Here is a 21,778-nt window from a genome sequence, read left to right on the forward strand (position 1 = left end):
ATTCAATACGGATTGCATGAATAAGATTTTAATTACAGGCGGAGCAGGTTTTATTGGGAGCCATTTGGTTAGGCTTTTTGTAAAGAAGTATCCGAATTATTCCATTTATAATTTAGATGCGCTTACCTATGCTGGTAACCTCGAAAACCTGAAGGATATTGAGAATGAAGCCAATTATACCTTTCTAAAGGGAGATATTAATGATGCTGATTTCTTGGATGGTATTTTTAAAGAGCATCAGTTTGATGCAGTGATCCATTTGGCAGCAGAATCTCATGTAGACCGCTCCATCACCGACCCATTGGCTTTTGTAAAAACGAATGTAATCGGAACAGTAAATCTTTTGAATGCGGCCAAAAACACTTGGGCCGGAAACTTCAAAAACAAACTTTTCTACCATGTTTCTACAGATGAGGTATATGGTTCATTAGGCGAAACGGGTTATTTCTTGGAGACGACCCCTTACGACCCACAATCACCTTATTCTGCATCAAAAGCCAGCTCAGACCATTTTGTGAGGGCTTATGCGAATACTTACAAAATGCCTATTGTGGTTTCAAACTGTTCCAATAACTACGGTCCTTTTCAGTTTCCAGAAAAGCTTTTGCCTTTGTGCATCAACAATATAAAAAACAATAAAGCTTTGCCTATTTATGGTAAAGGCGAAAATATTAGAGATTGGCTATTTGTAGAAGATCACGCCAGGGCAATCGATATGATCTTCCATAAAGGAAAAGAAGGCGAAACCTATAACATTGGGGGTTTTAATGAATGGAAGAACATTGACATTGTGAAGCTACTTTGCAAAGTAATGGACAAGAAATTAGGCAGAGCGGAAGGTACTTCTGAAAAGTTAATTACCTACGTAACCGACAGGGCCGGCCATGACATGCGCTACGCCATTGATGCCAGTAAAATTAAAGAAGAATTGGGTTGGGAACCTTCCTTACAATTTGAAGAAGGAATGGAGAAAACCGTAGATTGGTACCTTGCTAATGAAGAATGGTTGAGTAACGTAACTTCAGGGCAGTATCAGTCATATTATAGTAAACAGTACAAAGACTAATTATGAAAGGAATTATACTTGCAGGAGGCTCAGGCACAAGGTTGCACCCATTAACATTGGCAGTGAGCAAGCAGCTAATGCCTGTATACGACAAGCCTATGATTTACTATCCGTTGTCTATTTTGATGATGGCAGGAATTAAAGATATTCTGATCATTACTACACCTCATGACAACGCACTCTTCAAGAAACTGTTAGGAGACGGAAGTCAGTTGGGCTGTAATTTTCAGTATGCGGTGCAAGAAAACCCAGAAGGCTTGGCGCAGGCTTTTATTATTGGGGAAGAATTTATAGGTGATGATAAAGTAGCCTTAGTATTGGGCGACAATATTTTTTACGGTTCTGGTTTACCAAAATTACTTCAGTCCAATACCGAGGTTGAAGGTGGAGTAGTTTATGCTTACCGCGTTTCAGACCCAGAAAGATACGGTGTGGTGGAGTTTGATGAAGAAATGAATGCCTTGAGCATTGAAGAAAAACCTGCTGAACCTAAATCTAATTATGCAGTTCCTGGTCTTTATTTCTATGACAACCGTGTAGTAGAAATTGCTAAGAATTTGAAACCTAGTCCAAGAGGCGAGTTGGAAATTACCGATGTAAACAAAGAATATTTATCCAAAGGCGAACTCAAAGTAAGTATCCTCGATAGAGGAACCGCTTGGTTAGACACTGGTACTTTTGAGTCTTTAATGCAGGCAGGTCAGTTTGTTCAAGTGATTGAAGAAAGGCAAGGTTTTAAGATTAGCTGTATAGAAGAGATTGCCTACAGAATGAAGTTCATTTCTAAGCAACAATTGGAAGCAGTAGCCAAACCTTTGGTCAAATCGGGGTATGGCCAATACTTATTAAGCTTGCTGAAATAACTACTCATTATATATAACAGCTAGTAAGGTTTCGCCTACTGCTTTTAAGGTAGCTTTACTAATTCCTTCCATATTATCTTGAGTGGTATGGTGGCCGGGAAAAAAGCTGTTCTGAGCCTTTCGGTAATCCATAATATCAATCATCGGAATTCGCGCGTATTTATTGACGTAAACATGGTCATCTATAAGTCCGTTTTGTAAAACACTCTCTTGTTTAAAGTATTTCTGATGACCTAATTCATTAGCGATACCCCAAACCTGAGTGAGTATTCGGCCTGCATTTTCTTGCGATACCCCATCATAATAAAATGTGGCATCCTTTGCGCCTACCATATCTAGAAGTACTCCGTAATAGGCCGTGTAATTAGGGATATGCTTTTTCTTGCTCCAATACTGCGAACCCAAACACCACCAAGAATCTTTGTCTCCTTTCATTCTGCCGAAATCCTCACCGGCATCACCCCAGTCTTCACCATCAAACAAAATGATATCGATACCCACATCTGGATTTTGAACTGAACCAATAATTCTTGCCACTTCCAGTAAAACCCCAACCCCACTTGCTCCATCATTGGCTCCATCCAGCGGAGCCTTCTTATCCTCGGGATCACTATCTGCAAAAGGGCGGGTGTCCCAATGTGCTGCCAGCAGCAGGCGCTTTTTCTTTTCTGGGTTGAAACTGGCTACTATGTTCTTGAGTTCTACTTTTACACCATTGTAGGTATACTCTTCAAATTCTTGTAAATAGACCTTAGCACCATAAGATTTGAACTTCTCTTCAAACCATTCGCCAGCCACCTTGTGCGCTTCAGAGTTTGGAACCCTTGGTCCAAAATCAACTTGCTTCTGAATAAATGAATAGGCTGAGTCTATGTTTAATTCAGGAGCAGCAATAAGTGTTTTTGTTTCACTCTTTTCATTTGATGTAGAACAGCCCATGGCTGAACAAAAAATAGCTAGTAACAATACTGAGGATAGCCTGTAATGTGAGATCATTTTTCGATTTGAGTTTAGGCCAAAATAATAGACTCAGATGTTAAAATCTATCTCTCAGACATTTATTTGATTTGAATAAAAAAAACATTAATTTTGCATCACTTAAGGGATTTTACCACGAGGGGACCAAAAGTCCCCTCTTTGTTTATCTGAATTAGTTTATGGATTTAAAGGATTTTGTAGAGAAGGTGGCTTTAAGTAGCCTGAAGGATGAATCCTACTTTATCGTTGATGTGATAGTGAAGGGCGTTAGTGGAAAGACCAAAATATTGGTGCTTCTAGATAGCGACAGTGGCTTTAATATCGATGATTGTGCCGATTTAAGTCGAGCCATCAGTAACGAAATGGAGGCCGAGGCCATCATGGACGATCCATATATCTTAGAAGTTTCTTCGCCTGGTCTTGACCATCCGTTGAAGCTAAAAAGGCAGTATCAGAAAAATGTGGGTAGAGACTTGAAGTTGACTTTAACAGATAACACAATTGTAAAAGGAAAACTTATAGAGGTTTGCGAGAATACCATTAAGTTTGAAAAAGAAGTAAAAGAGAAAAAGAAAATAGGTTCTGAATTGGTGGAAATCAATTTTGATACTATCGAAAAAGCGAATGTATTAGTGTCATTTAAGTAATCAGAATGGACAGTTCAATATTAATCGAATCATTTGCAGAGTTTGCAAAAAATAAAAATGTCGACAGGCCTACTATGATCAGAATTCTGGAAGATGTTTTCAGAACCATGATCAGAAAAAAATACGAGGTTGATGATAACTTTGATATCATTATTAATGCCGATAAAGGTGACTTGGAAATTTGGCGTTTTAGAGAGATCGTTGACGACAACTCTGAAGATATTTGGGATTATGACAAAATAAGCCTTACTGAAGCACGTCAGATTGAACCTGACTTTGAAATTGGTGAGGAAGTTTCTGAAGAAATTAAATTATTAGACTTCGGCCGTAGGGCGGTAATGACTGCCCGTCAGACTTTGATTCAGCGAATTAAAGATTTAGAGAAAGATCTTCTATATCAGAAGTACAAAGACTTAGTGGGTGAAATGATTTCTGCTGAGGTATATCAAATATTGGGTAGAGAAGTATTACTTATTGATGCCGAAGGAAATGAAATTTCTCTTCCAAAGGCAGAACAAATACCAAAAGATCGTTTCCGTAAAGGAGACTCTGTACGTGCGATTATCGACCGTGTAGACATGGTAAATGGTAACCCAAAAATTATTCTTTCTAGAACTTCAGGAGAATTCCTTGAAAGACTTTTCGAGAACGAAGTACCAGAAGTTTATGATGGTTTGATCACCATCAAGAAAGTGGTTCGCGAACCAGGAGAAAGAGCTAAAGTAGCTGTTGAGTCTTACGATGACCGTATTGACCCAGTAGGTGCTTGCGTAGGTATGAAAGGATCTAGAATCCATTCAATTGTGCGTGAGCTTCAAAACGAAAATATAGATGTAATCAACTTTACCGACAATATGGAGTTGTACATCGCCCGAGCGTTAAGCCCTGCTAAAATTACTAGTATGAAAATTCGGGACGAAGACGGTAGAGTTTCAGTTTTCCTTAAGCCAGACCAAGTTTCATTGGCCATTGGTAAAGGCGGGCAGAATATAAAATTAGCTTCTAAGCTAGTTGGATTAGAAATAGATGTGTTCAGAGAACTATCTGAACTAGAAGAAGAAGATGTTGATTTGGATGAATTTTCTGATGAAATCGACAGCTGGATTATTGATGAGTTAAAGAAAATCGGTCTAGATACCGCAAAGAGTGTGCTTGCCCTTTCTCAAGAGGATATTGTGAGAAGAACAGAGTTGGAGGAAGAGACAATAAAGCACGTTTTTGGTATCCTTTCGCAAGAATTTGATAAAGACTGATATTTTTTAAACGCTTAAAAAAAGGGATATTTGAGTATGGCAGAAGAAAGAACGATGAGATTTAGCCAAGTGGCGAGGAAACTGAACGTTGGTAGTAGTACCATCGTGGACTTCCTTTCCTCTAAAGGATTTGATGTTGACAGCAGTCCAAACGCCAAAATCACTGGTGAGCAGTACAGTATGCTCGCTAAAGAATTTGCTGCATCAGCTTCTGAAAAAGAGGAGGCTTCTCATCTAACTATCGGTAATAAGCATACCGAAGAAAAGCCGGCTTCAAAACCTGAGCCTACTCCTTCAGTTGCTCCAAAGAAGGTTGATGAAGAATCGGAACCTGAAGAAAAAGAGGTGCTGATCAAAAACGTTAGCAGCGAAAAGGTTGTAAAGAAGGAAGAACCTAAGCCAGCACCAGCGGCTGAAACACCGAAAGAGGTTAAGGAAGAACCTAAAGCTGAAAAAGAAGAGCCTAAACCTGCTCCTGCTAAGGAGGAAGTTAGCGCGGCTAAGAGCGAAGAGGCTCCTGTTAAAGAAGCTCCTAAGGTTGAAAAAAAGGTAGAAGAGCCTAAAAAAGAAGTGAAGGAGAATAAGCCTCACACTTTTAAAGTATTGGGTAAAATAGACCTTGAGCCAAAGAAAAAGGCAGAGGTTAAGGTAGAAGAGAAGAAACCAGAAGCACCTAAACCAGCACCGGTAGCACCAACTCCAGTAGAAAGTGAAACCATTAAGGCAAAGGCTGATTCGCTTAGCGGATTGAAGGTTCTAGGTAAAATTGAACTACCTACTAAGAAAGAAAAGCCTAAGCAAGAACAAAATAGAGGTAATCAATCTGCGGCAGATAAGAAAAAACGCCCAAGAAAGAGAATTCAGTCTAAACCGGAACACCCTAATAACAGAGGTGGCGCTCCAGCAACTGGTGGAGGCGACAGAAGAGGATCGAATAGAGGCGGAGGAGCAGACTCTAGAAAGAGAGTTCCAAAAGAAGAACTTACTGACAAGCAAATCCAAGATCAAATCAAGGAAACACTTGCCCGCTTAAGTGGTGGAAAAGGTGGCGGAAAAGGCCGATCTAAATACCGTAAAGAAAAGAGAAGTGCTGCAGCTGAAGCTGCTGAAGAAAGAATGCTTCAGGAGCACGAAGAGTCAAGAGTACTTAAAGTAACAGAGTTTATTTCTGCGAGTGACTTGGCCTCTTTAATGAATGTTACTGTAAACGAAGTAATCTCAACTTGTATGAGTTTGGGAATGTTCGTTTCTATCAACCAACGTTTAGATGCAGAAGCCATTACCATTATTACTGATGAGTTTGGCTTTGATGTAAGCTTTACTTCGGCAGACGAAGATGTTGAGGTGACAGAAGAAACTGATGAAGCAGAGGATCTACTAGATAGAGCCCCAATTGTAACCATCATGGGTCACGTTGACCACGGTAAAACTTCATTGCTCGATTATATTAGAGATTCTAAAGTAACTGAGGGCGAAGCAGGAGGAATTACGCAGCACATTGGTGCATATGACGTAACCACCAAGGATGGTAAGAAAATCGCTTTCCTAGATACTCCTGGTCACGAAGCCTTTACTGCGATGAGAGCGCGTGGTGCTAAAATCACTGACGTAGTAATCATTGTAGTTGCGGCAGACGATAACGTGATGCCTCAAACGAAAGAAGCAATCAACCATGCTCAAGTAGCTGAGGTGCCAATTGTAATTGCAATTAATAAAATAGATAAGCCACACGCCAATCCAGATAAGATTAGAGAAGAGCTTTCTCAAATGAATATCTTGGTTGAAGACTGGGGTGGTAAATACCAGTGCCAAGAAGTTTCTGCCAAAACCGGTCAAGGTGTGGAAGAACTATTGGAAAAAGTGTTGCTCGAAGCTGAATTACTTGAGCTAAAGGCTAACCCAGAAAAGAATGCTGTAGGTACAGTTGTAGAAGCTTCTCTAGATAAAGGTAGAGGTTACTTAACCACACTGATGGTTCAAGGTGGCTCGCTAAAAATTGGAGATGTACTTTTGGCCGGACCGCATTACGGTAAGGTAAAAGCCATGTTCGATTACAGAGGTAACAAGCTGAAAGAAGTTGGCCCTTCTACCCCTGTGCAAATGCTAGGTTTAGATGGAGCTCCTCAAGCAGGTGACCGTTTCAACGTGATGAACTCTGAACGCGAAGCGAGAGAAATTGCAAACAAGCGTGAGCAGATTCTACGTGAACAAAGCGTAAGAACTAAGAAGCACATTACCCTTGATGAGATCGGAAGACGATTGGCTGTTGGTAACTTCAAAGAACTTAACGTAATCATTAAAGGTGACGTGGATGGTTCTATCGAAGCTTTGGGAGATTCACTATTGAAACTTTCTACTGAAGAAGTTCAAGTAAATATTATCCATAAAGGTGTAGGTCAAATTTCCGAGTCGGATGTATTGCTTGCCTCTGCTTCTGATGCGGTAATCATAGGTTTCCAAGTAAGGCCATCTAGCGGTGCTAGAAGAATTGCTGAAAACGAAGAAATCGAAATCAGACTTTACTCTATCATCTACGATGCGATCAACGAGATCAAAGATGCAATGGAAGGCTTACTAGAGCCAACCGAGAAAGAAGTAATTACTGGTAACATCGAAGTAAGAGAAGTATTCAAAATCTCTAAAGTGGGTACTGTTGCAGGTTGTTTCGTGTTAGATGGTTTCGTGAAGAGAAACAATCAAATCCGAGTAATCAGAGACGGTATTGTAACCTATACAGGTAGCATTGGTCAATTGAAACGTTTCAAAGACGATGTATCTGAAGTTAAATTTGGCTACGAATGTGGTTTGAGCATTAAAGGCTTTAACGACATTAAAGAAGGAGACGTAATTGAAGGTTTCGAAATTCAAGAAGTAAAAAGAACACTTTAAGTGCTCTAGAACATAAATTGAAAAGCCATTCTGAGAAATCGGAATGGCTTTTTTAATGAAATTAGCTTTCTTTTGGTATGGAAGTTACCCTTAAATTTCTGATTGGTGTTGCCTTATTATCTGTGATTATTGGCCTGTATTCACCTTGGCGAATGCTGTGGTGGATGAGCAGACAAAATCGATTACTTGTACTTAAATACTATGGGATCCCGTTGGTGGTTCTTGGCTTGATTTATCTCCTGTTTTATGGCTACTAACTTTCCAAAAATTTAAAGCTTTGGAAAGTTATTTCAGTATTATGCTTTCTCACACAACACTACCTTTTTACCCGTGTTCTCTTCTAAACAACAAACCTTTAACCCAATGATTCTATAAAATCAGAAAGCTTACCATTGTCATCAAAGGTAGGTATGACATAGATATCTTGGATACCGTCTTTAATCGAATATTTGATAAACACGGGTGTGCTGATATACTGGAGGCTTCCTCTAATTGTATTGGAGTTGTCATCATAAATCATATAAGGATAGTCATAGGACATTTGAATGTTTCCAATATTTGATTGATAAGAAATTGGCACAATAAATAAATGATTATTTATCATATTCTTATGTTCAATAGCAGCTATTGCTTTTTGTATACAAGATGAACAGTCGCTACCAGTAAAATATAAAATTAGATGTGTATCTGGCAAAGTGTTATAGGCCGTATCAAGTATAAGATCATATTTTACAATTTTCTTTCCTTCTAAGGATTTCTTCATCTTTTCAACTTTTGAAAAAAAGGAACTTGTATCAATGCTTGAGTAAGAAACATCAGCGGTATCTAAATTATCAACTCTAGAACTACATCCTACAGAAAATAGTATCAAGAATAAATGGGCAATTAAAAAAGTGAAGGTAGAATACTTCATATTTAATTATTTAGCGAAAATTGTTCAATTGATTGGGTTGAGTAATTAAAAGCAACAAGTTTATTTTTGCCAACAGAAAAGCTTAAATAATACCCAGTCAAATTTAACTGATATATAAGGATCGGTTTTATTTCACTATCGGAGATAGAGCATTTCAAAATTTTATTAAAACTAACATTGCCCTCTACGTTGTGAGAGGTAATTAAAGCATACAAATTATCGCCTACCAATTGAACATCCCTTATTATAATCATAGAAGTATTGCGCTGAGGTAAAACCTGTTCTTTATATTTTACTAAACTATTTTTAAAGATTTCCAAGTAACTTAAGTCCAAACTTTGCATGAGTTGCCCTGTTTTACTATAGAGTTCTATCGTAGGGCTGTCTGATTGATAAGCAACTATTAAGTTGTCATTAATATCTGAAAGTATATGGCGTTCTACATCAAAAGACTTATTAGACCATTTTCTACCCAGCCCAAAACGCTTTAACTCACCATTGTCCATAGAATAAGACAGCAGGGGTTTTTCACTTCTAAAATCACTAATATAAAGAGAGTTACCAAAAACAGAAAAATCTGTACTTATACCAATGGCTGGCAGTTTATATGCCTGATTAAATCTACTGTCTTGAGTTGTATATTCTTTAACAGAACCTGAGCCATTGTCAAATATATATATACTACCATTGGACAAAGTGAAATTTCCTGCTGCATTTACTTCTTCTGGCCCAGGGCCAACGGTTTGCATCAAACGTTTGAAAATTAAGTCGTATGAGAAGATACCAATTAACCCAGTTTTTCCATCTAAATAATAGAATTCATCATCAGAAAACTCAATATCTTCGATTCTACTAAAAAAAATACTGTCCTGAAATGAATCTACTGAACTATTCATTGTTAATTCAATCATTTTCAAGTCTTCATTTCTTCTTGCACAAGAAGAAATGAAGACTATCAAAGAGCATGCGGACAACAGCCTTAATTTCAGCATCAAACTCATAGCAGCTCTATTGGACCTTCGCAATATTTACATACTTCATCACAACATACCTTTACATATGCTTGTGAATAACAATCTGAACCTTTGCATTCGATCCTTGATGGGTCACCTTGGCAGCTTGTATCAGTCCTACAGCCAGAATACAGATTTGACGGTGAAACGAGAAATATTATAATCACAATTGAGGATAATATTATTATAAAATTTTTTGTATTCATATTCAATTACTTATGTTTATAATGGTGTAGCTGGTTGAGGACATGTAAATCTAAGTCCGTCACATTCAATCCAAGGGACATCTCCACTGCTACCCGATTGACAATAGCTTGTGCCAATACAAAATGGTATCGCGGTAGTCTTTGGACAATCAACCTCTACCCAGCAACCGGCAAATAGTTGATTACCAATAAGCCCAAGTAGCGTGATTAGCGATAGAAAGTAAAATGATTTAAGTTTCTTTTTCATAGTTGTTAATTAATAAGATAGTAATGGACCTTCACAATAATGGCAAATGCCATTGCAACAAGCTCTTAAAAATGCTTGAGCTTCGCAAAAAGAATATTCCTCTGTAGCATTACAGTTAACTTCTTCTCCATTGCCACAATCCGCAGAAGCAATACAAACAGATGGATTATTAAAAGCGATAGAGTAAAACCCTAAACAGAGTATAGGTATTAAAAACGATATTTTTTTCATGTGCTTGATAGTTAGTTATTGTTGAACTACTTTAGGGCATCTCCAAACAATACCATCACATTCAACTGAATTTCCATCGGGTGTTGAAATTGATCTGCAGTCTACAGCACCACTACAACCTAAAACTATAACCCCACCACCTGGTGTTTCGCAGCCAGTGGACGCTCGACAAGACTCAAAGCTATATCCGAAATTAGCCAGTAGCATAACCGAAAAAAGGATTGTCCCGAGTAGGACACAAAATTTCCTAGTAACCATGATAAACAATATTTAGAAATACTAAATTTATAAAATTTTAATTTATACGGACTTTATCAGTATAACGAATACTACATTTGAAGCAATTCAAATAGTATACCCACTTTTTAAAAAGTGTACGGAATGAGCTCATTAATTGCGAATCGTACTATTCAATTTTATTTGATATTAAATATTTTAATCTGTAAAACCAAACATGATATAAAATAATTTTAATGTTGTATGTATAGATCATTTTTTAATATATGAATGTCTAATTGACTCTTGAATGGATTGTAGTCTTGTAGTTAGAAACCCTGAAACGGGTGTATACTACCTTTGCAATGCTAAGAGAGAGGTGTTAGGTAGCTCTCATAAGGCCGAGAGGTTACCTAAAGGCTTACCTTGACGAATTTGTCTACAAATTCAACAGAAGGTATTTCGGAGAAAAACTATTCGACAGGCTCGTCATCACCAATGTTACAGCTTATGATTAATTACGGATATTCAGAAAGATTTATAATCAACCCTGATTTCAATTACTGAGATCAGGGCTTTTTGTGCTAGCTAGCTCTGCTCTTCTTATTTTTCCTAGTCGGCTTGATCATAGGGTCTGTCAAACATTAGCGTGTTCTTTGGTGGATGGAGACCAAAAATCGAATGAAAGTGCTTAAATATTACGGTTTGCCTTGGCTTATGCTATGCACTTTATACTTTCTCACACAACACTGCCTTTTTACCCGTTTGATCAGTAGTGGCAAAAATATAGTGATTACCTCCATCTGTGAGCCCAGTTTTCTTTCTTATCTGGTCCACCGTCATGGGGTAATTCCGAACCGTAATATTGGCTTTCATATTCGGTATGGCTTTGCGAAGTTCTTTTTTATTGAAACTGATTTCACTAATCACTTTAAAACTTCTGCCAGGGAAATTGTTCGCTGGTGTTTTAGAAGTGTACAAATGCGAATTTACATGAAGCTTTATTAAACCAAATTGGCTAGCGATACTTTTAAAAGCACCTGCTTTCAAAATGGACACATTGGGTTCATATAAATAACTTTCAATGCCTCCATGGGCCAGATTAATACCCTGCTCTTCTTCATAGTTGAACTCAAATCCCACTTCGGTATTTGTCAAGTCAATGGCTTTAATGATTGGGTTTTCATTCGCCTTATCATCAATAATAAAAAGGAGCTCTTTCACCTCATTATTTACTGCAACAACATGCGCTTCGGTTACTACTCCAAGGTCTTTTATTGCACCTTTAATGTCCAATAGGGGCGAAGTCTTCATTAGTATTGACTTGCCTTTGGACTTCATTAGAGGAAGTAATGAAAGCACATTGGGCTCACAGTCTTCAATTCTAAAAACCTTCTGATCATGGTTTCCTCTTCTGGCTGGATCTAGAAATATGAGGTCAAACTTTTCGGAAGTTTGGTATAAGAAATCTTTCGCTTCGGCATTATAAAACTCCGCGGAGGTTAGGCCCAAGGAGTTCATGTTATGCCGCGCTATTTCTACCAAGTTGTCCTGCCTTTCAACATAAAAACCTTTTTTGAAAGACTTTGAAAGGAAAGAGAAATCGATGCCCATTCCACCAGTTAGGTCTACAAATTTTTCACCTGAGAACAGCGAAGCCTTATACTCCGCAGTAATAGCAGAAGATGATTGTTCTAAACTAAGTGGTGGAGGATAAATAAGGTCAGTTGCCGAATACCAAGTGGGTAATTTAGTTTTCGCCTTTTTTCTAGATTGAATTTGCTCAACGGCCTCTTTTAACGGAATATCGGCATGCTGTTTTGCCCGAAGCATTAAAGTAGCGGGATCATCGTTTTCATGATCCCGAATAAACTTTTGAACCGCAGGTGTTAGCAGTGCTTCAATCAAAAATTAGCTGTTTTTAGATAAGTATTCAGCAATTTGAACCGCATTGGTAGCAGCTCCTTTTCTTAGATTATCAGCTACAATCCACATGTTTAATGTGTTCGACTGGCTTTCGTCTCTTCTCAAACGCCCTACAAAAACAGCATCTTTTTTATGCGCTGTAAGTGGCATTGGGTAGAGGTTGTTTTTAGGATCATCCTGTACAATTACACCATCAGCATTCTCTAAAATACCTCTTAATTCCTCTAGGTTGAAATCATTTTCGAATTCAACATTTACTGCTTCCGAATGCCCACCAACTGTTGGAATTCTTACGGTAGTAGAAGTTATGCGAATGGAGTCATCACCAAAAATTTTCTTGGTTTCATTCACCATTTTCATTTCCTCTTTGGTGTAGCCGTTGTCCAAAAACACATCGATATGAGGCAAGGCATTCATGTCTATTTTATGCGGATAAGCCATATTTCCTTGGACTCCGTTACGTTCGTTCATCATTTGATCAACAGCCGCTTTTCCAGAACCCGTTACCGATTGGTAAGTAGAAACCACGATTCTTTTAATCTTGTACTTTCTGTGCAAAGGCCCTAAAGCCACCACCATTTGGATGGTCGAGCAGTTTGGGTTAGCAATAATTTTATCTTCTGAAGTAAGACTTGAGGCATTGATTTCAGGCACAACCAACTTGTGGTCAGGACTCATTCTCCAAGCAGAAGAATTGTCGATAACGGTTGAACCAGCAGCAGCAAACTTTGGTGCCCATTCTAATGAGGTGCTTCCGCCAGCAGAAAATATAGCGTAGTCAGGTTTTAACTCTACTGCTTTAGCTAAGCCAATAATTTCGTATTCAGTGCCCTTAAAAGACATTTTCTTACCGACAGATCGCTCTGAAGCAACAAGGAGTAACTCATCAAATTTGAAATTTCTTTCGGCTAAAACTTCTAAAATCTCTCCACCTACAAGTCCGGTGGCGCCAACTACTGCTATTCTCATTTTTTATTTCATTTTTTTTACACTCATAATCAGATGACTATAAGAAATGCAACCATATTTTTCGTACTTTAACAGGCTAGAATCTAAACACTTGTGAATCTCAGATGAGGTTAAGTATATCAATTGCCATAGCAGCTCTTGTTCTGCTTACCGCAAATATAGCGTTAAGTCAGATTAACACCTTTCCTTCTAGTGAAAGTTTTGAACAGGCTTTTACTACGGGCAATCCAGTGGCTTTTATTCCTAACTGGACGGGCAACGAAGTTCAGAATGGCTCAAGAATATTTCAAGGTGCAAACGGAAGAACAGGTACAAGTTCGCTGAATATTATCCCTACCTCTACTTTTTCTGGCGAGGTTTTAATTGCGCTGGACTTCACAGGAGTTAATAGTCCACTTTTGTCTTTTTACGCCTATTCTAAGCAAAATGGCGCAGGAACTTCAACCAGGCCAGTTTTGGTTAGCTTTTCAACCTCTATTGATGGCGGTAATAATTTCTTAGATAACGTGTCCATTGGCGATGCCACTACTTTCCCAAATGATAATACCACAAGCTATACCAAATATGAGTACGAGTTGCCCAGTCAGGCATCTGGCCAAAGTAATGTAATCGTCAAACTGAAAGTAGAAAGAGGTGATGGCTCAGGTTCGGCTGCCGAATTTGTGATGGATGATGTAAGCGTTGTTGAACAAATTTTGCCATTGACCATTAGTTCAACAAGTGCCCCTAGCTCAACTTCTGTAGTGGTTAATTTTAATCAGGAAGTAACGCAAGCCACAGCCGAAGACATAGCGAATTATAGTTTAGATAATGGAGTAAGTGTAGTTTCTGCTTCGCGAACAGCCACGAATCAGGTAGCGCTTACCACTTCGGCAATGCCAAATTCAAATTATCAACTAACGGTGAACAATGTTGAAGATGCGGCAAGCACCACACCAGCGGTTAATTTAACCTCTACCTTTAGTTATGTTGAACCGCTTTCAATTACGGCAATTCAGGTACTTTCTAAAAATTCGATTGAAGTAAGTTTCAATTTGAATCTCGATCAAAGCACAGTCGAAACTACATCGAACTATACAATTGATAATGGAATTGGCAGCCCAACTTTGGCCGTAAGAAGTGCAACAGAACTAAACAAAGTGGTACTTACGCTGGGTGTCGACCTTACGGAAAACAACTTTGGACTAACGATTAATGGCGTTAAAGATGAATCAACATTGGCAACTACTTCGGGCCTTAGCACTAACTTTTCTTACTTACCGTTGAAGGTTTCGAGTATTTCAACCCTTTCAAATACTCAGGTCGAAGTCATTTTCAATCAGAATGTTGAAGCCACTTCTGCCAATACAGCAAGCAATTACAGCCTTGATTTTGGCTATGGTGCACCTTCCTCAGCAGCTAGAAATGTAGCTGAATTTAATAAAGTAGTACTCACTTTTGGGGCAGAGTTAGCGAGTAATACCTATCAACTGACCATTAACAACGTGGCCAATGAAAGCGAAAATGCTTTGGCTTCTGCGCTACAGACTTCGGTTACCAACGCCACACAAACGGCTTATCGAACTTTAGTAATCAACGAAATTTTTGCTGATCCTACAGGTGCTGCTCAGCCTGATCCTCAAACACTGCCTTCTGGAACATCAGATGAATTTATAGAACTGTATAATGCTGGCAGCAAAGCCATTGATTTGGCCAATTTTGATTTAACAGGTGGGATCGTTGCTAGCTATGTGCTGCAGCCGCAGACTTATGTCATTTTAACTTCAACTTCAAACGTTGTCGATTTTCAAGCTTTTGGAAACGTAGTTGGTGTCACTTCATGGAATGGACTTTCTAATGGAGGCGAACAGCTCGTACTGAAAGATAACCTTGGCAATTTGGTCGATAGCCTAACTTTCAATATTAACTGGTATAAAGATGTTGCCAAAGCAGATGGCGGTTGGTCTATCGAGCAGATAAACCCTGAACTTGTTTGTAGCGATATCAACAATTGGCAAGCCTCAACTAATGCCCAAGGTGCTACACCTTCTGGGCAAAACTCAGTTTACGATAATAGTCCAGATGTAAAGGCGCCCAACTTGACTGAAGTTAGGGTTGATTCGCCAAGTCAATTGACTTTGTTTTTTGATGAAATTATGGATGATGCATCGCTTGATGGAGCGGTTTACACTTTGAGCAATGGTGGAGCAATTGCTTCAAAAACGGTGAACCAGACAACCCGTAAATCTGTGGTGTTGACTTTAAGTACACCGATGGTTTCAGGAACGATTTATACGGTATCATTAACGGGAGCCACGGACTGTGCTGGAAATACCATAGACACAAACACTTTAGAATTCTTGTTTGATAATTTGGCGCCAGTACTTGAAAGGTTTGTTTTTAAAGATAGCACCACTATTGACGTTATTTTTGATGAAGAGTTGAACCAAACTTTGGCAGAAACAGAAGCCAACTTTTCGATTAATTTGGGAATAGGAAACCCAACAAAGGCGATTGTTGATGCCAATAATAACAAGCGTGTAAGGTTAAGTTTAGGTACTGCACTTTCTGTTGGTTCGGCCCATCAATTCACATTTCAAAACTTAGCGGACACGCTGGGAAACACGGTTAGTCTAACCTCAGTCGACCTCGATTTTATGAATCAAATTGACACAGTTGTAGTACTGTCTGCTCAATTGCTTGATGTATATTTTGATGTTGATGTAGACGAAACCACGGCAGAACAATTGACCAATTATTGGGTAGATGGCAATATTGGAAACCCTGTTACCGCTTCGCTGGACAACACAAACCCGAGATTGGTTCACTTGGTATTCAACACCAACTTTGTCGAAAACAAAAATCAGTACATTGATTTTGAAGGAATTCAAGCCAGCAATAATAGCTACTTACAGTTACTCAATACCACTTTTGTTTATGACACCGATGACCCAGATATAGATTCTGTGGTGGTAGTTGACGAGCGTAACCTTAGGGTTTATTTTGATGAGATTCTTGATGAAACTTCCGCAGAGTCGGTAAATAATTACACTGCAAACAATGGTATCGGCAACCCCGCTTTGGTAACCAGACAGGGAGACAAACGCTCAGTAGTTCTGCAATTTGCACAGGCATTTGAGCAAGAAGTGAAGAATCGTTTATCCATTACTGGAATTCAAGATTTATCGGGCAATGCAATTTTAACCCAACGAAACGAAGACTTTACCTACGACCGACTAGCGCCTCGCTTGGTAGGAATTAGCCTTGCCAGCCCTACAAAAATTTTGGTAGAATTTTCGGAAGAAGTGGTAAAAGAGATTGCTGAAAACGCGGGAAATTATTCAGTTGATAACGGAATAGGCTCTCCATTAACCGCAATTCGTACAGAGAAAAATACCAACATTGTAGAGCTTACTTTCGCCACTTTAGGAAACAATTCTCAAAACACACTTCGCATTTCTAACATTTCCGATGTGTTTGAGAATGGGCTTCCAGTTGATTTAACGGCTACTTTTTCAAGCTTCAAACCGAACTTCGGAACGTTTACTGTGCTGAATGACACCACGATTCAGATGCAGTTTACCAAAGCACTAAATAAAACTTCTGCCGAAGATATTGAGAACTATGGTTTCGATAATGGCCTAGGGTTGAAGTCGGCAGTGCAAGACCCCGCGGATGCTTCATTGGTTACGCTGAACCTTACAATTCCTTTAAAAGAAGGGTTAAAGTACCGTTTGGTAGTGCAAGAGTTGTTGGATGCGGACGGCAACACATCTGAAGTAATCAGTTATGATTTTATTTATAGCACACACATTGTTGACATTCAAATCTTAAGTCAGAACAGTTTGGTGCTTACTTTCGATCAGGAATTAGATGAAGCTACTGCTGAAACAGTACAAAACTATATTTTGAATTCTGGTATTGGAAATCCTATTTCTGCGGTGCGAAGTTCAGATGACTTTAAGGTGGTAACCCTTCTATTCAATACCAACTTTGTAGAAGGAATTAACTATGAGTTGACGGTTCAAAGCCTAAAGGATTTATTCGGCTTCACGATAAATAGTTCAAGAAATAAACTGAGCTATGACCTTACTCCTCCCGTGATTTTAGAAGTGAATTCAACTTACCTAAATGAAATTGAGGTAGTATTTAATGAACCGCTCAATGCGGCAACAGCAAGAGCTATCAATCATTATTCATTGAATAACGGAGTTGGAAACCCAACATCTGCTACTTTGGTGGCGGGCTCTTCTTCAAAGGTGTTGCTTAAATTTGGAACTCCATTGACCAATGCTTTAGCCTATCAACTTACTGTGGATCGGGTGCAAGATAAGCAGGGCAAGGCGATGAATGCTGTAACTTTCGATTTCACCTTTTCAGCACCTATCGCTCCATCATTTCGTGATTTGGTGATTAATGAAATTTATTTCGACACAAAACCTACTTCCAGTTTGCCTAACGCGGAGTTTATAGAGCTTTATAATCGTGGAAATGAAAGTATTGAACTCCGAGACTTCATACTGACCGACAAACGAGATACCGCAATTTTCACTGCCCAAACTTTAGCTGCAGGTGAATATTTGGCGGTAACCACCCAAGGGGCGGTTGCACAATATTTAAATTACGGGAAAGCGATAGGTCTCAGAAATTTCCCTTCACTGTCAAACACAGGCGAATCGGTTTATTTATTGGGAAGAAATAGAGCCGTGATCGACTCAATTGCTTACGACCAGACATTTTATAATGATGCGACTAAAGCCAGCGGAGGCTTTTCAATAGAATTAATTAATCCTGAAAAGCCATGTTTTGAATACACCAATTTTGCAGCTTCTGTTTCACCAAATGGAGGAACCCCAGCCAGCCAGAATTCGGTGTTTAACGTTTCAGCAGACGCTGCGGCTCCGTCCCTAACAAAACTGGAAGTGATTTCTACCACAGAACTCAAGCTGACTTTTGATGAAGCGATGGACATAGGCACGCTAATCCCCTCAAACTTCACTCTGCAAAATGGAGTTTCGGTGACTTCTGTAAATGTGATCAATCCTTTTGGTAGAAGTGTACAATTAACCTTGAACAAAGAGTTTACAAAGGGCTTTGAACTTTCGCTTAATACAAGTGGCATTACGGACTGTTCAGGCAATGTGCTATCCTCTAATAGTTTCCCTTTTGTGAAAGGAGCGAGTCCAGATTATCAAGAACTTATTTTTACTGAAATTATGGCAAACCCAGCCCCTTCACAAGGATTGCCAGTAGTGGAATATTTAGAGGTATTCAATGCTTCTTCTAAAATAATTTCATTGGCAGGCTTAACACTTTCTGATGGAGCAAGCACAACTACCTTAGGCAATTTCGATCTGAGTCCTTCTGAATATTTAATTCTTACAGCAAGCTTCGATAAGGCAGAACTGGATCCTTATGGTAATGTGTTGGGTGTTACAAGTTGGCCAAGTTTAAATACAAGTGGCGATAAGGTTTCTCTTAAATTAGGAAGCCAGATCATCCACAGCGTAGATTACTCTTCGGCTTGGTATCGCTCCACTACCAAAGCGAATGGAGGATTTAGCCTAGAGTTGATTGACCTTAGTTATGCTTGTGTAGATCAGCCTAACTGGAAGGCCTCTGAAGCTGTTGTAGGAGGAACCCCGGGAGTTCAAAACTCTGTAAATGGAGTAAACCCCGATTTAGCTGGACCAGAGTTGGTAAAAGCGGTGGCGTTAAGCATCAACCAGATTCAGCTTTTGTTTAATGAAAAGCTTGCTTCTTCTTCGTTACTTACAAATAACATATCTATTTCAGGAGGAATTTCTGTATCAAACATTAGTGTGGCCTCTGATACCAAGTCTGCTACTTTGAACCTAAGTAGTGCCCTTGAGTCGAATACAGCGTATCAAATTACCGTGGAAAACATAACTGATTGCAGTGGGAACCTCATTTTGGCAAACGCTAGACAGGCGACTGTAGTGATAGCTGTGGAAGCAGAACCTTTGGATATTATTGTCAATGAAATACTTTTCAATCCTAAAACTGGAGGAGTAAGATTTGTAGAAGTTTATAACCAATCGAATAAATACATCAACCTTAAAAACTGGAGAATGGAAGGTAACTCAAACGATCGAGTTATTTCTACTGAGGATATTATCATTGCCCCATCTAGTTATAAAACCGTTACCACTGATGGCGATATTCTGAAAAACCAGTATGCTAGCACAGAGCTTTCTACCATATTAAAATTGAGCAGCCTTCCAAGCTTACCTTCAGACGCTGGGGTAGTTAGATTTGTGAATGCCAACTCCATTGTCATTGATGAAGTAGAATACGATGAGGACTATCACTCACCTTTATTAAATTCCGTAGATGGGGTTTCACTTGAGAGAATCCGTTTTTCAGGTGCTTCCAATGATGCTAACAATTGGCAGTCGGCTTCAAGTCAATCGGGTTATGCAACCCCCGGTTATGAAAATTCGCAAGCGCAAAGTCAGCCTTCTGGTTTAGCTACTTTTGACATAGAACCTAAAGCATTTGCACCAGATGTAGCAGGAAGTGCAAATTTTACAACCATCAACTATAATTTCAATACCGCAGGAAATGTAATTACGGTTTCAGTTTATGATTCTAATGGAAACCTGATTAAGAATGTATCGCAGAATTCACTAGTAGGCACATCAGGTTTTTTCCGTTGGGATGGAACCACCAACTCGGGTGGAAAAGCTCGTTTGGGTTACTATCTAATTCTGTTCGAAATTATAGAGCCTTCAGGTAAAGTTATCATCAAAAAAGAAACCGTGGCAATAGGTACTCGATTCTGATTTTTGGGTAAAAATTGACCCTTTTACATACAAAAAATTGAAGATGATGAAATTATGTCTTCAGTTTTACCCCAATGTGAAGGGATATGTCGAGTAAATCATTATATTAGGTGAGACTATTTTCAGAACCATCTAATACCCAACTAAATGAATTGTTTAATTAATAATGCAATCGATTTTAACCTGAAAAAGGGTAGAAAGATCGAAGTGATTAATCGGTACCTCAGGATGAAGTACAGGGTACAAATTGATAACTTTTCAATTATGAAAAGGATGCAATCCCTGAACGTTCAATACTGAAACAACTAGACAACCTAAGAAAAAAAGACCCACTGGGTCTTTTTTTATGACTTCACCACAATGGAATGATAAACAATGGCATACTTTGATTTAAGACCTTACATTAATTGAGCTCCTAATTATGAGGCTAATTTTCTTTATTATTTTTTGTGTTAAGAAACTATAATCTCATTATTCTGTTCTCTTAAAAATTAATTGAAAGCCTTTGCGTTTTCTTGGAGGTCGGCTATTTTAGTGCGACTTTTATACGAGTACATTTAAACAAAACCAAATATGAGCCAAGGAGAAAAAACGAGATATTCAGATAGTGAATTAAAAGAATTTGAAGCGCTCATCAACGACAAGCTAGAAAAAGCTAAAAGTGAGTTTAATGAATTGAAAAAAAGTATTTCTAAAGGAGGAGATACAGGCACAGATATAACTAATAACTCTACCAAGGTTTTGGAAGATGGAGCTGATACATTAGAAAAAGAAAACCTTAATCAGCTTGCTGCAAGACAACAGAAATTCATCAATAACTTAGAGAATGCTTTGATTAGAATTAAGAACGGAACCTATGGTGTTTGTATAGACACTGGTAAACTTATTTCTAAAGAAAGACTTAAAGCTGTGCCTCATACTATGCACTCTATTGAAGCTAAGTTAGCACAAAGGAGTTAGTGGATTTTCTGGGAAACCATATTGAGGCCCTCGTTTTTTGTTCCGAAAAGCCGATAAAAATAGAAGAGCTGAAATCCTGTATGAGTGAAATGTTCGAGGCAGATGTGCCAGAAAAGGATATTTTGACTGCGCTAAACAGGATAGAAGAAAAATATGCCGATGATCAATACCCTTTCACTATCATTAAAAGTGGAGGGGGCTACCATTTTCTCACCAAATCAGCATATCAGGCCAGTATTGGCATTTTACTCAAACAACAATCAAAGAAAAGGCTTTCAACTTCTGCGTTAGAAACCCTTTCTATCATTGCATATAAACAACCTGTTACCAAATCTGAAATGGAGCAAATTCGTGGTGTAAACTGCGATTATGCCGTTCAGAAATTGTTAGAAAAGGAATTGGTTGAAATTAAAGGTAAGTCTGAAAATGTAGGTAGACCATTGCTTTACGGAACCTCAGAAAAATTTATGGACTACTTCGGTATTAACAGTCTTAAAGACCTCCCTACCCCAAAAGACTTTGCTACAGAGGAAAACGAAATAGGCCAACCAACAGAAGGAGATTCCTAGATAAGCTTTTCGTACCTTTGCTTATATTCCAGTAGAGATACTGCATC

The 21,778-nt window shown here is 38.7% G+C and carries 14 protein-coding genes and 1 pseudogene; 9 read left to right on the plus strand and 6 right to left on the minus strand.

The features are described from left to right. The first annotated feature begins 16 nt into the window (after window positions 1-16). Together rfbB and rfbA are read left to right on the plus strand one after the other, a co-directional pair. Window positions 17-1,066 (plus strand): dTDP-glucose 4,6-dehydratase, encoded by a 1,050-nt coding sequence (gene rfbB / locus AAC026_RS03755; protein WP_339695128.1) that lies wholly within the window; start codon window positions 17-19, stop codon window positions 1,064-1,066. Between the two features lie 2 nt (window positions 1,067-1,068). Beyond that, entirely contained in the window at window positions 1,069-1,929 is an 861-nt protein-coding gene (rfbA, locus tag AAC026_RS03760) for a glucose-1-phosphate thymidylyltransferase RfbA (protein ID WP_339695129.1), read from the plus strand. Here rfbA and AAC026_RS03765 read toward each other — a convergent pair whose 3' ends face one another. After that, complete coding sequence (locus AAC026_RS03765) at window positions 1,930-2,925, minus strand: M28 family peptidase (RefSeq protein WP_339695131.1); 996 nt, start codon at window positions 2,923-2,925, stop codon at window positions 1,930-1,932. It lies immediately after the preceding gene. A 161-nt stretch (window positions 2,926-3,086) separates the two neighbouring features. On the opposite strand from AAC026_RS03765, the gene AAC026_RS03770 reads away from it, so the two are divergent. From AAC026_RS03770 to infB, 3 genes are read left to right on the plus strand one after another with little or no spacing between them, the layout of a single operon-like run. Then, the gene (locus AAC026_RS03770) at window positions 3,087-3,554 is read left to right on the plus strand and encodes a ribosome maturation factor RimP (RefSeq protein ID WP_339606991.1); all 468 of its coding nucleotides are present in this window, start codon (window positions 3,087-3,089) and stop codon (window positions 3,552-3,554) included. Between the two features lie 5 nt (window positions 3,555-3,559). Continuing rightward, window positions 3,560-4,807: a transcription termination factor NusA gene (nusA, locus tag AAC026_RS03775; protein ID WP_339606992.1), complete on the plus strand. Its 1,248-nt coding sequence runs from the start codon at window positions 3,560-3,562 to the stop codon at window positions 4,805-4,807. 36 nt (window positions 4,808-4,843) lie between these two features. Then, on the plus strand, window positions 4,844-7,696 hold the full coding sequence (gene infB / locus AAC026_RS03780) for a translation initiation factor IF-2 (protein ID WP_339695133.1): 2,853 nt from the start codon (window positions 4,844-4,846) through the stop codon (window positions 7,694-7,696). Between the two features lie 355 nt (window positions 7,697-8,051). Here infB and AAC026_RS03785 read toward each other — a convergent pair whose 3' ends face one another. From AAC026_RS03785 to AAC026_RS03795, 3 genes are all read right to left on the minus strand, one after another. Then, window positions 8,052-8,609 carry a hypothetical protein gene (locus AAC026_RS03785; protein WP_339695135.1) on the minus strand — a complete coding sequence of 186 codons (558 nt, stop codon included), beginning with the start codon at window positions 8,607-8,609 and terminating at the stop codon, window positions 8,052-8,054. Window positions 8,610-8,611: 2 nt separating this feature from the next. Beyond that, window positions 8,612-9,520, minus strand: a complete 909-nt coding sequence (locus tag AAC026_RS03790; RefSeq protein ID WP_339695137.1) for a 6-bladed beta-propeller — start codon at window positions 9,518-9,520, stop codon at window positions 8,612-8,614. 564 nt (window positions 9,521-10,084) lie between these two features. Beyond that, window positions 10,085-10,306, minus strand: a complete 222-nt coding sequence (locus AAC026_RS03795) for a hypothetical protein (protein ID WP_339695139.1) — start codon at window positions 10,304-10,306, stop codon at window positions 10,085-10,087. A 574-nt stretch (window positions 10,307-10,880) separates the two neighbouring features. Between AAC026_RS03795 and AAC026_RS03800 the strand changes: the two are divergent. Beyond that, a pseudogene (locus AAC026_RS03800) lies at window positions 10,881-11,040 on the plus strand (IS1595 family transposase); the annotation flags it as partial. A 211-nt stretch (window positions 11,041-11,251) separates the two neighbouring features. Here AAC026_RS03800 and AAC026_RS03805 read toward each other — a convergent pair. Both AAC026_RS03805 and AAC026_RS03810 read right to left on the minus strand, forming a co-directional pair. Next, the gene (locus tag AAC026_RS03805; RefSeq protein ID WP_339695141.1) at window positions 11,252-12,430 is read right to left on the minus strand and encodes an RsmD family RNA methyltransferase; all 1,179 of its coding nucleotides are present in this window, start codon (window positions 12,428-12,430) and stop codon (window positions 11,252-11,254) included. A gap of 3 nt (window positions 12,431-12,433) precedes the next feature. After that, window positions 12,434-13,417 (minus strand): aspartate-semialdehyde dehydrogenase, encoded by a 984-nt coding sequence (locus tag AAC026_RS03810; RefSeq protein WP_339695142.1) that lies wholly within the window; start codon window positions 13,415-13,417, stop codon window positions 12,434-12,436. Between the two features lie 104 nt (window positions 13,418-13,521). Here AAC026_RS03810 and AAC026_RS03815 point away from each other — a divergent pair, with 104 nt between their 5' ends. The 3 genes from AAC026_RS03815 to scpB all read left to right on the plus strand — a co-directional run bounded on the left by AAC026_RS03815 (window position 13,522) and on the right by scpB (window position 21,731). Further along, a complete protein-coding gene (locus tag AAC026_RS03815; protein ID WP_339695144.1) occupies window positions 13,522-20,202 on the plus strand; it encodes a lamin tail domain-containing protein in 6,681 nt (2,226 codons plus the stop codon). A gap of 573 nt (window positions 20,203-20,775) precedes the next feature. Further along, complete coding sequence (locus AAC026_RS03820) at window positions 20,776-21,162, plus strand: TraR/DksA C4-type zinc finger protein (protein ID WP_339607342.1); 387 nt, start codon at window positions 20,776-20,778, stop codon at window positions 21,160-21,162. Further along, the gene (scpB, locus tag AAC026_RS03825; RefSeq protein WP_339695146.1) at window positions 21,162-21,731 is read left to right on the plus strand and encodes an SMC-Scp complex subunit ScpB; all 570 of its coding nucleotides are present in this window, start codon (window positions 21,162-21,164) and stop codon (window positions 21,729-21,731) included. The genes AAC026_RS03820 and scpB overlap by 1 nt, the downstream gene beginning before the upstream one ends. The last annotated feature ends 47 nt before the right edge of the window (window positions 21,732-21,778 follow it).

Source organism: uncultured Roseivirga sp. (genome assembly GCF_963973945.1).
Lineage (GTDB): Bacteria > Bacteroidota > Bacteroidia > Cytophagales > Cyclobacteriaceae > Roseivirga.

Coding starts and splice junctions, on each gene's coding strand:
- rfbB (WP_339695128.1), top strand. CDS start 17: ATGAATAAGATTTTAATTACAGGCGGAGCAGGTTTTATTGGGAGCCAT.
- rfbA (WP_339695129.1), top strand. CDS start 1,069: ATGAAAGGAATTATACTTGCAGGAGGCTCAGGCACAAGGTTGCACCCA.
- AAC026_RS03765 (WP_339695131.1), bottom strand. CDS start 2,925: ATGATCTCACATTACAGGCTATCCTCAGTATTGTTACTAGCTATTTTT.
- AAC026_RS03770 (WP_339606991.1), top strand. CDS start 3,087: ATGGATTTAAAGGATTTTGTAGAGAAGGTGGCTTTAAGTAGCCTGAAG.
- nusA (WP_339606992.1), top strand. CDS start 3,560: ATGGACAGTTCAATATTAATCGAATCATTTGCAGAGTTTGCAAAAAAT.
- infB (WP_339695133.1), top strand. CDS start 4,844: ATGGCAGAAGAAAGAACGATGAGATTTAGCCAAGTGGCGAGGAAACTG.
- AAC026_RS03785 (WP_339695135.1), bottom strand. CDS start 8,609: ATGAAGTATTCTACCTTCACTTTTTTAATTGCCCATTTATTCTTGATA.
- AAC026_RS03790 (WP_339695137.1), bottom strand. CDS start 9,520: ATGATTGAATTAACAATGAATAGTTCAGTAGATTCATTTCAGGACAGT.
- AAC026_RS03795 (WP_339695139.1), bottom strand. CDS start 10,306: ATGAAAAAAATATCGTTTTTAATACCTATACTCTGTTTAGGGTTTTAC.
- AAC026_RS03810 (WP_339695142.1), bottom strand. CDS start 13,417: ATGAGAATAGCAGTAGTTGGCGCCACCGGACTTGTAGGTGGAGAGATT.
- AAC026_RS03815 (WP_339695144.1), top strand. CDS start 13,522: ATGAGGTTAAGTATATCAATTGCCATAGCAGCTCTTGTTCTGCTTACC.
- AAC026_RS03820 (WP_339607342.1), top strand. CDS start 20,776: ATGAGCCAAGGAGAAAAAACGAGATATTCAGATAGTGAATTAAAAGAA.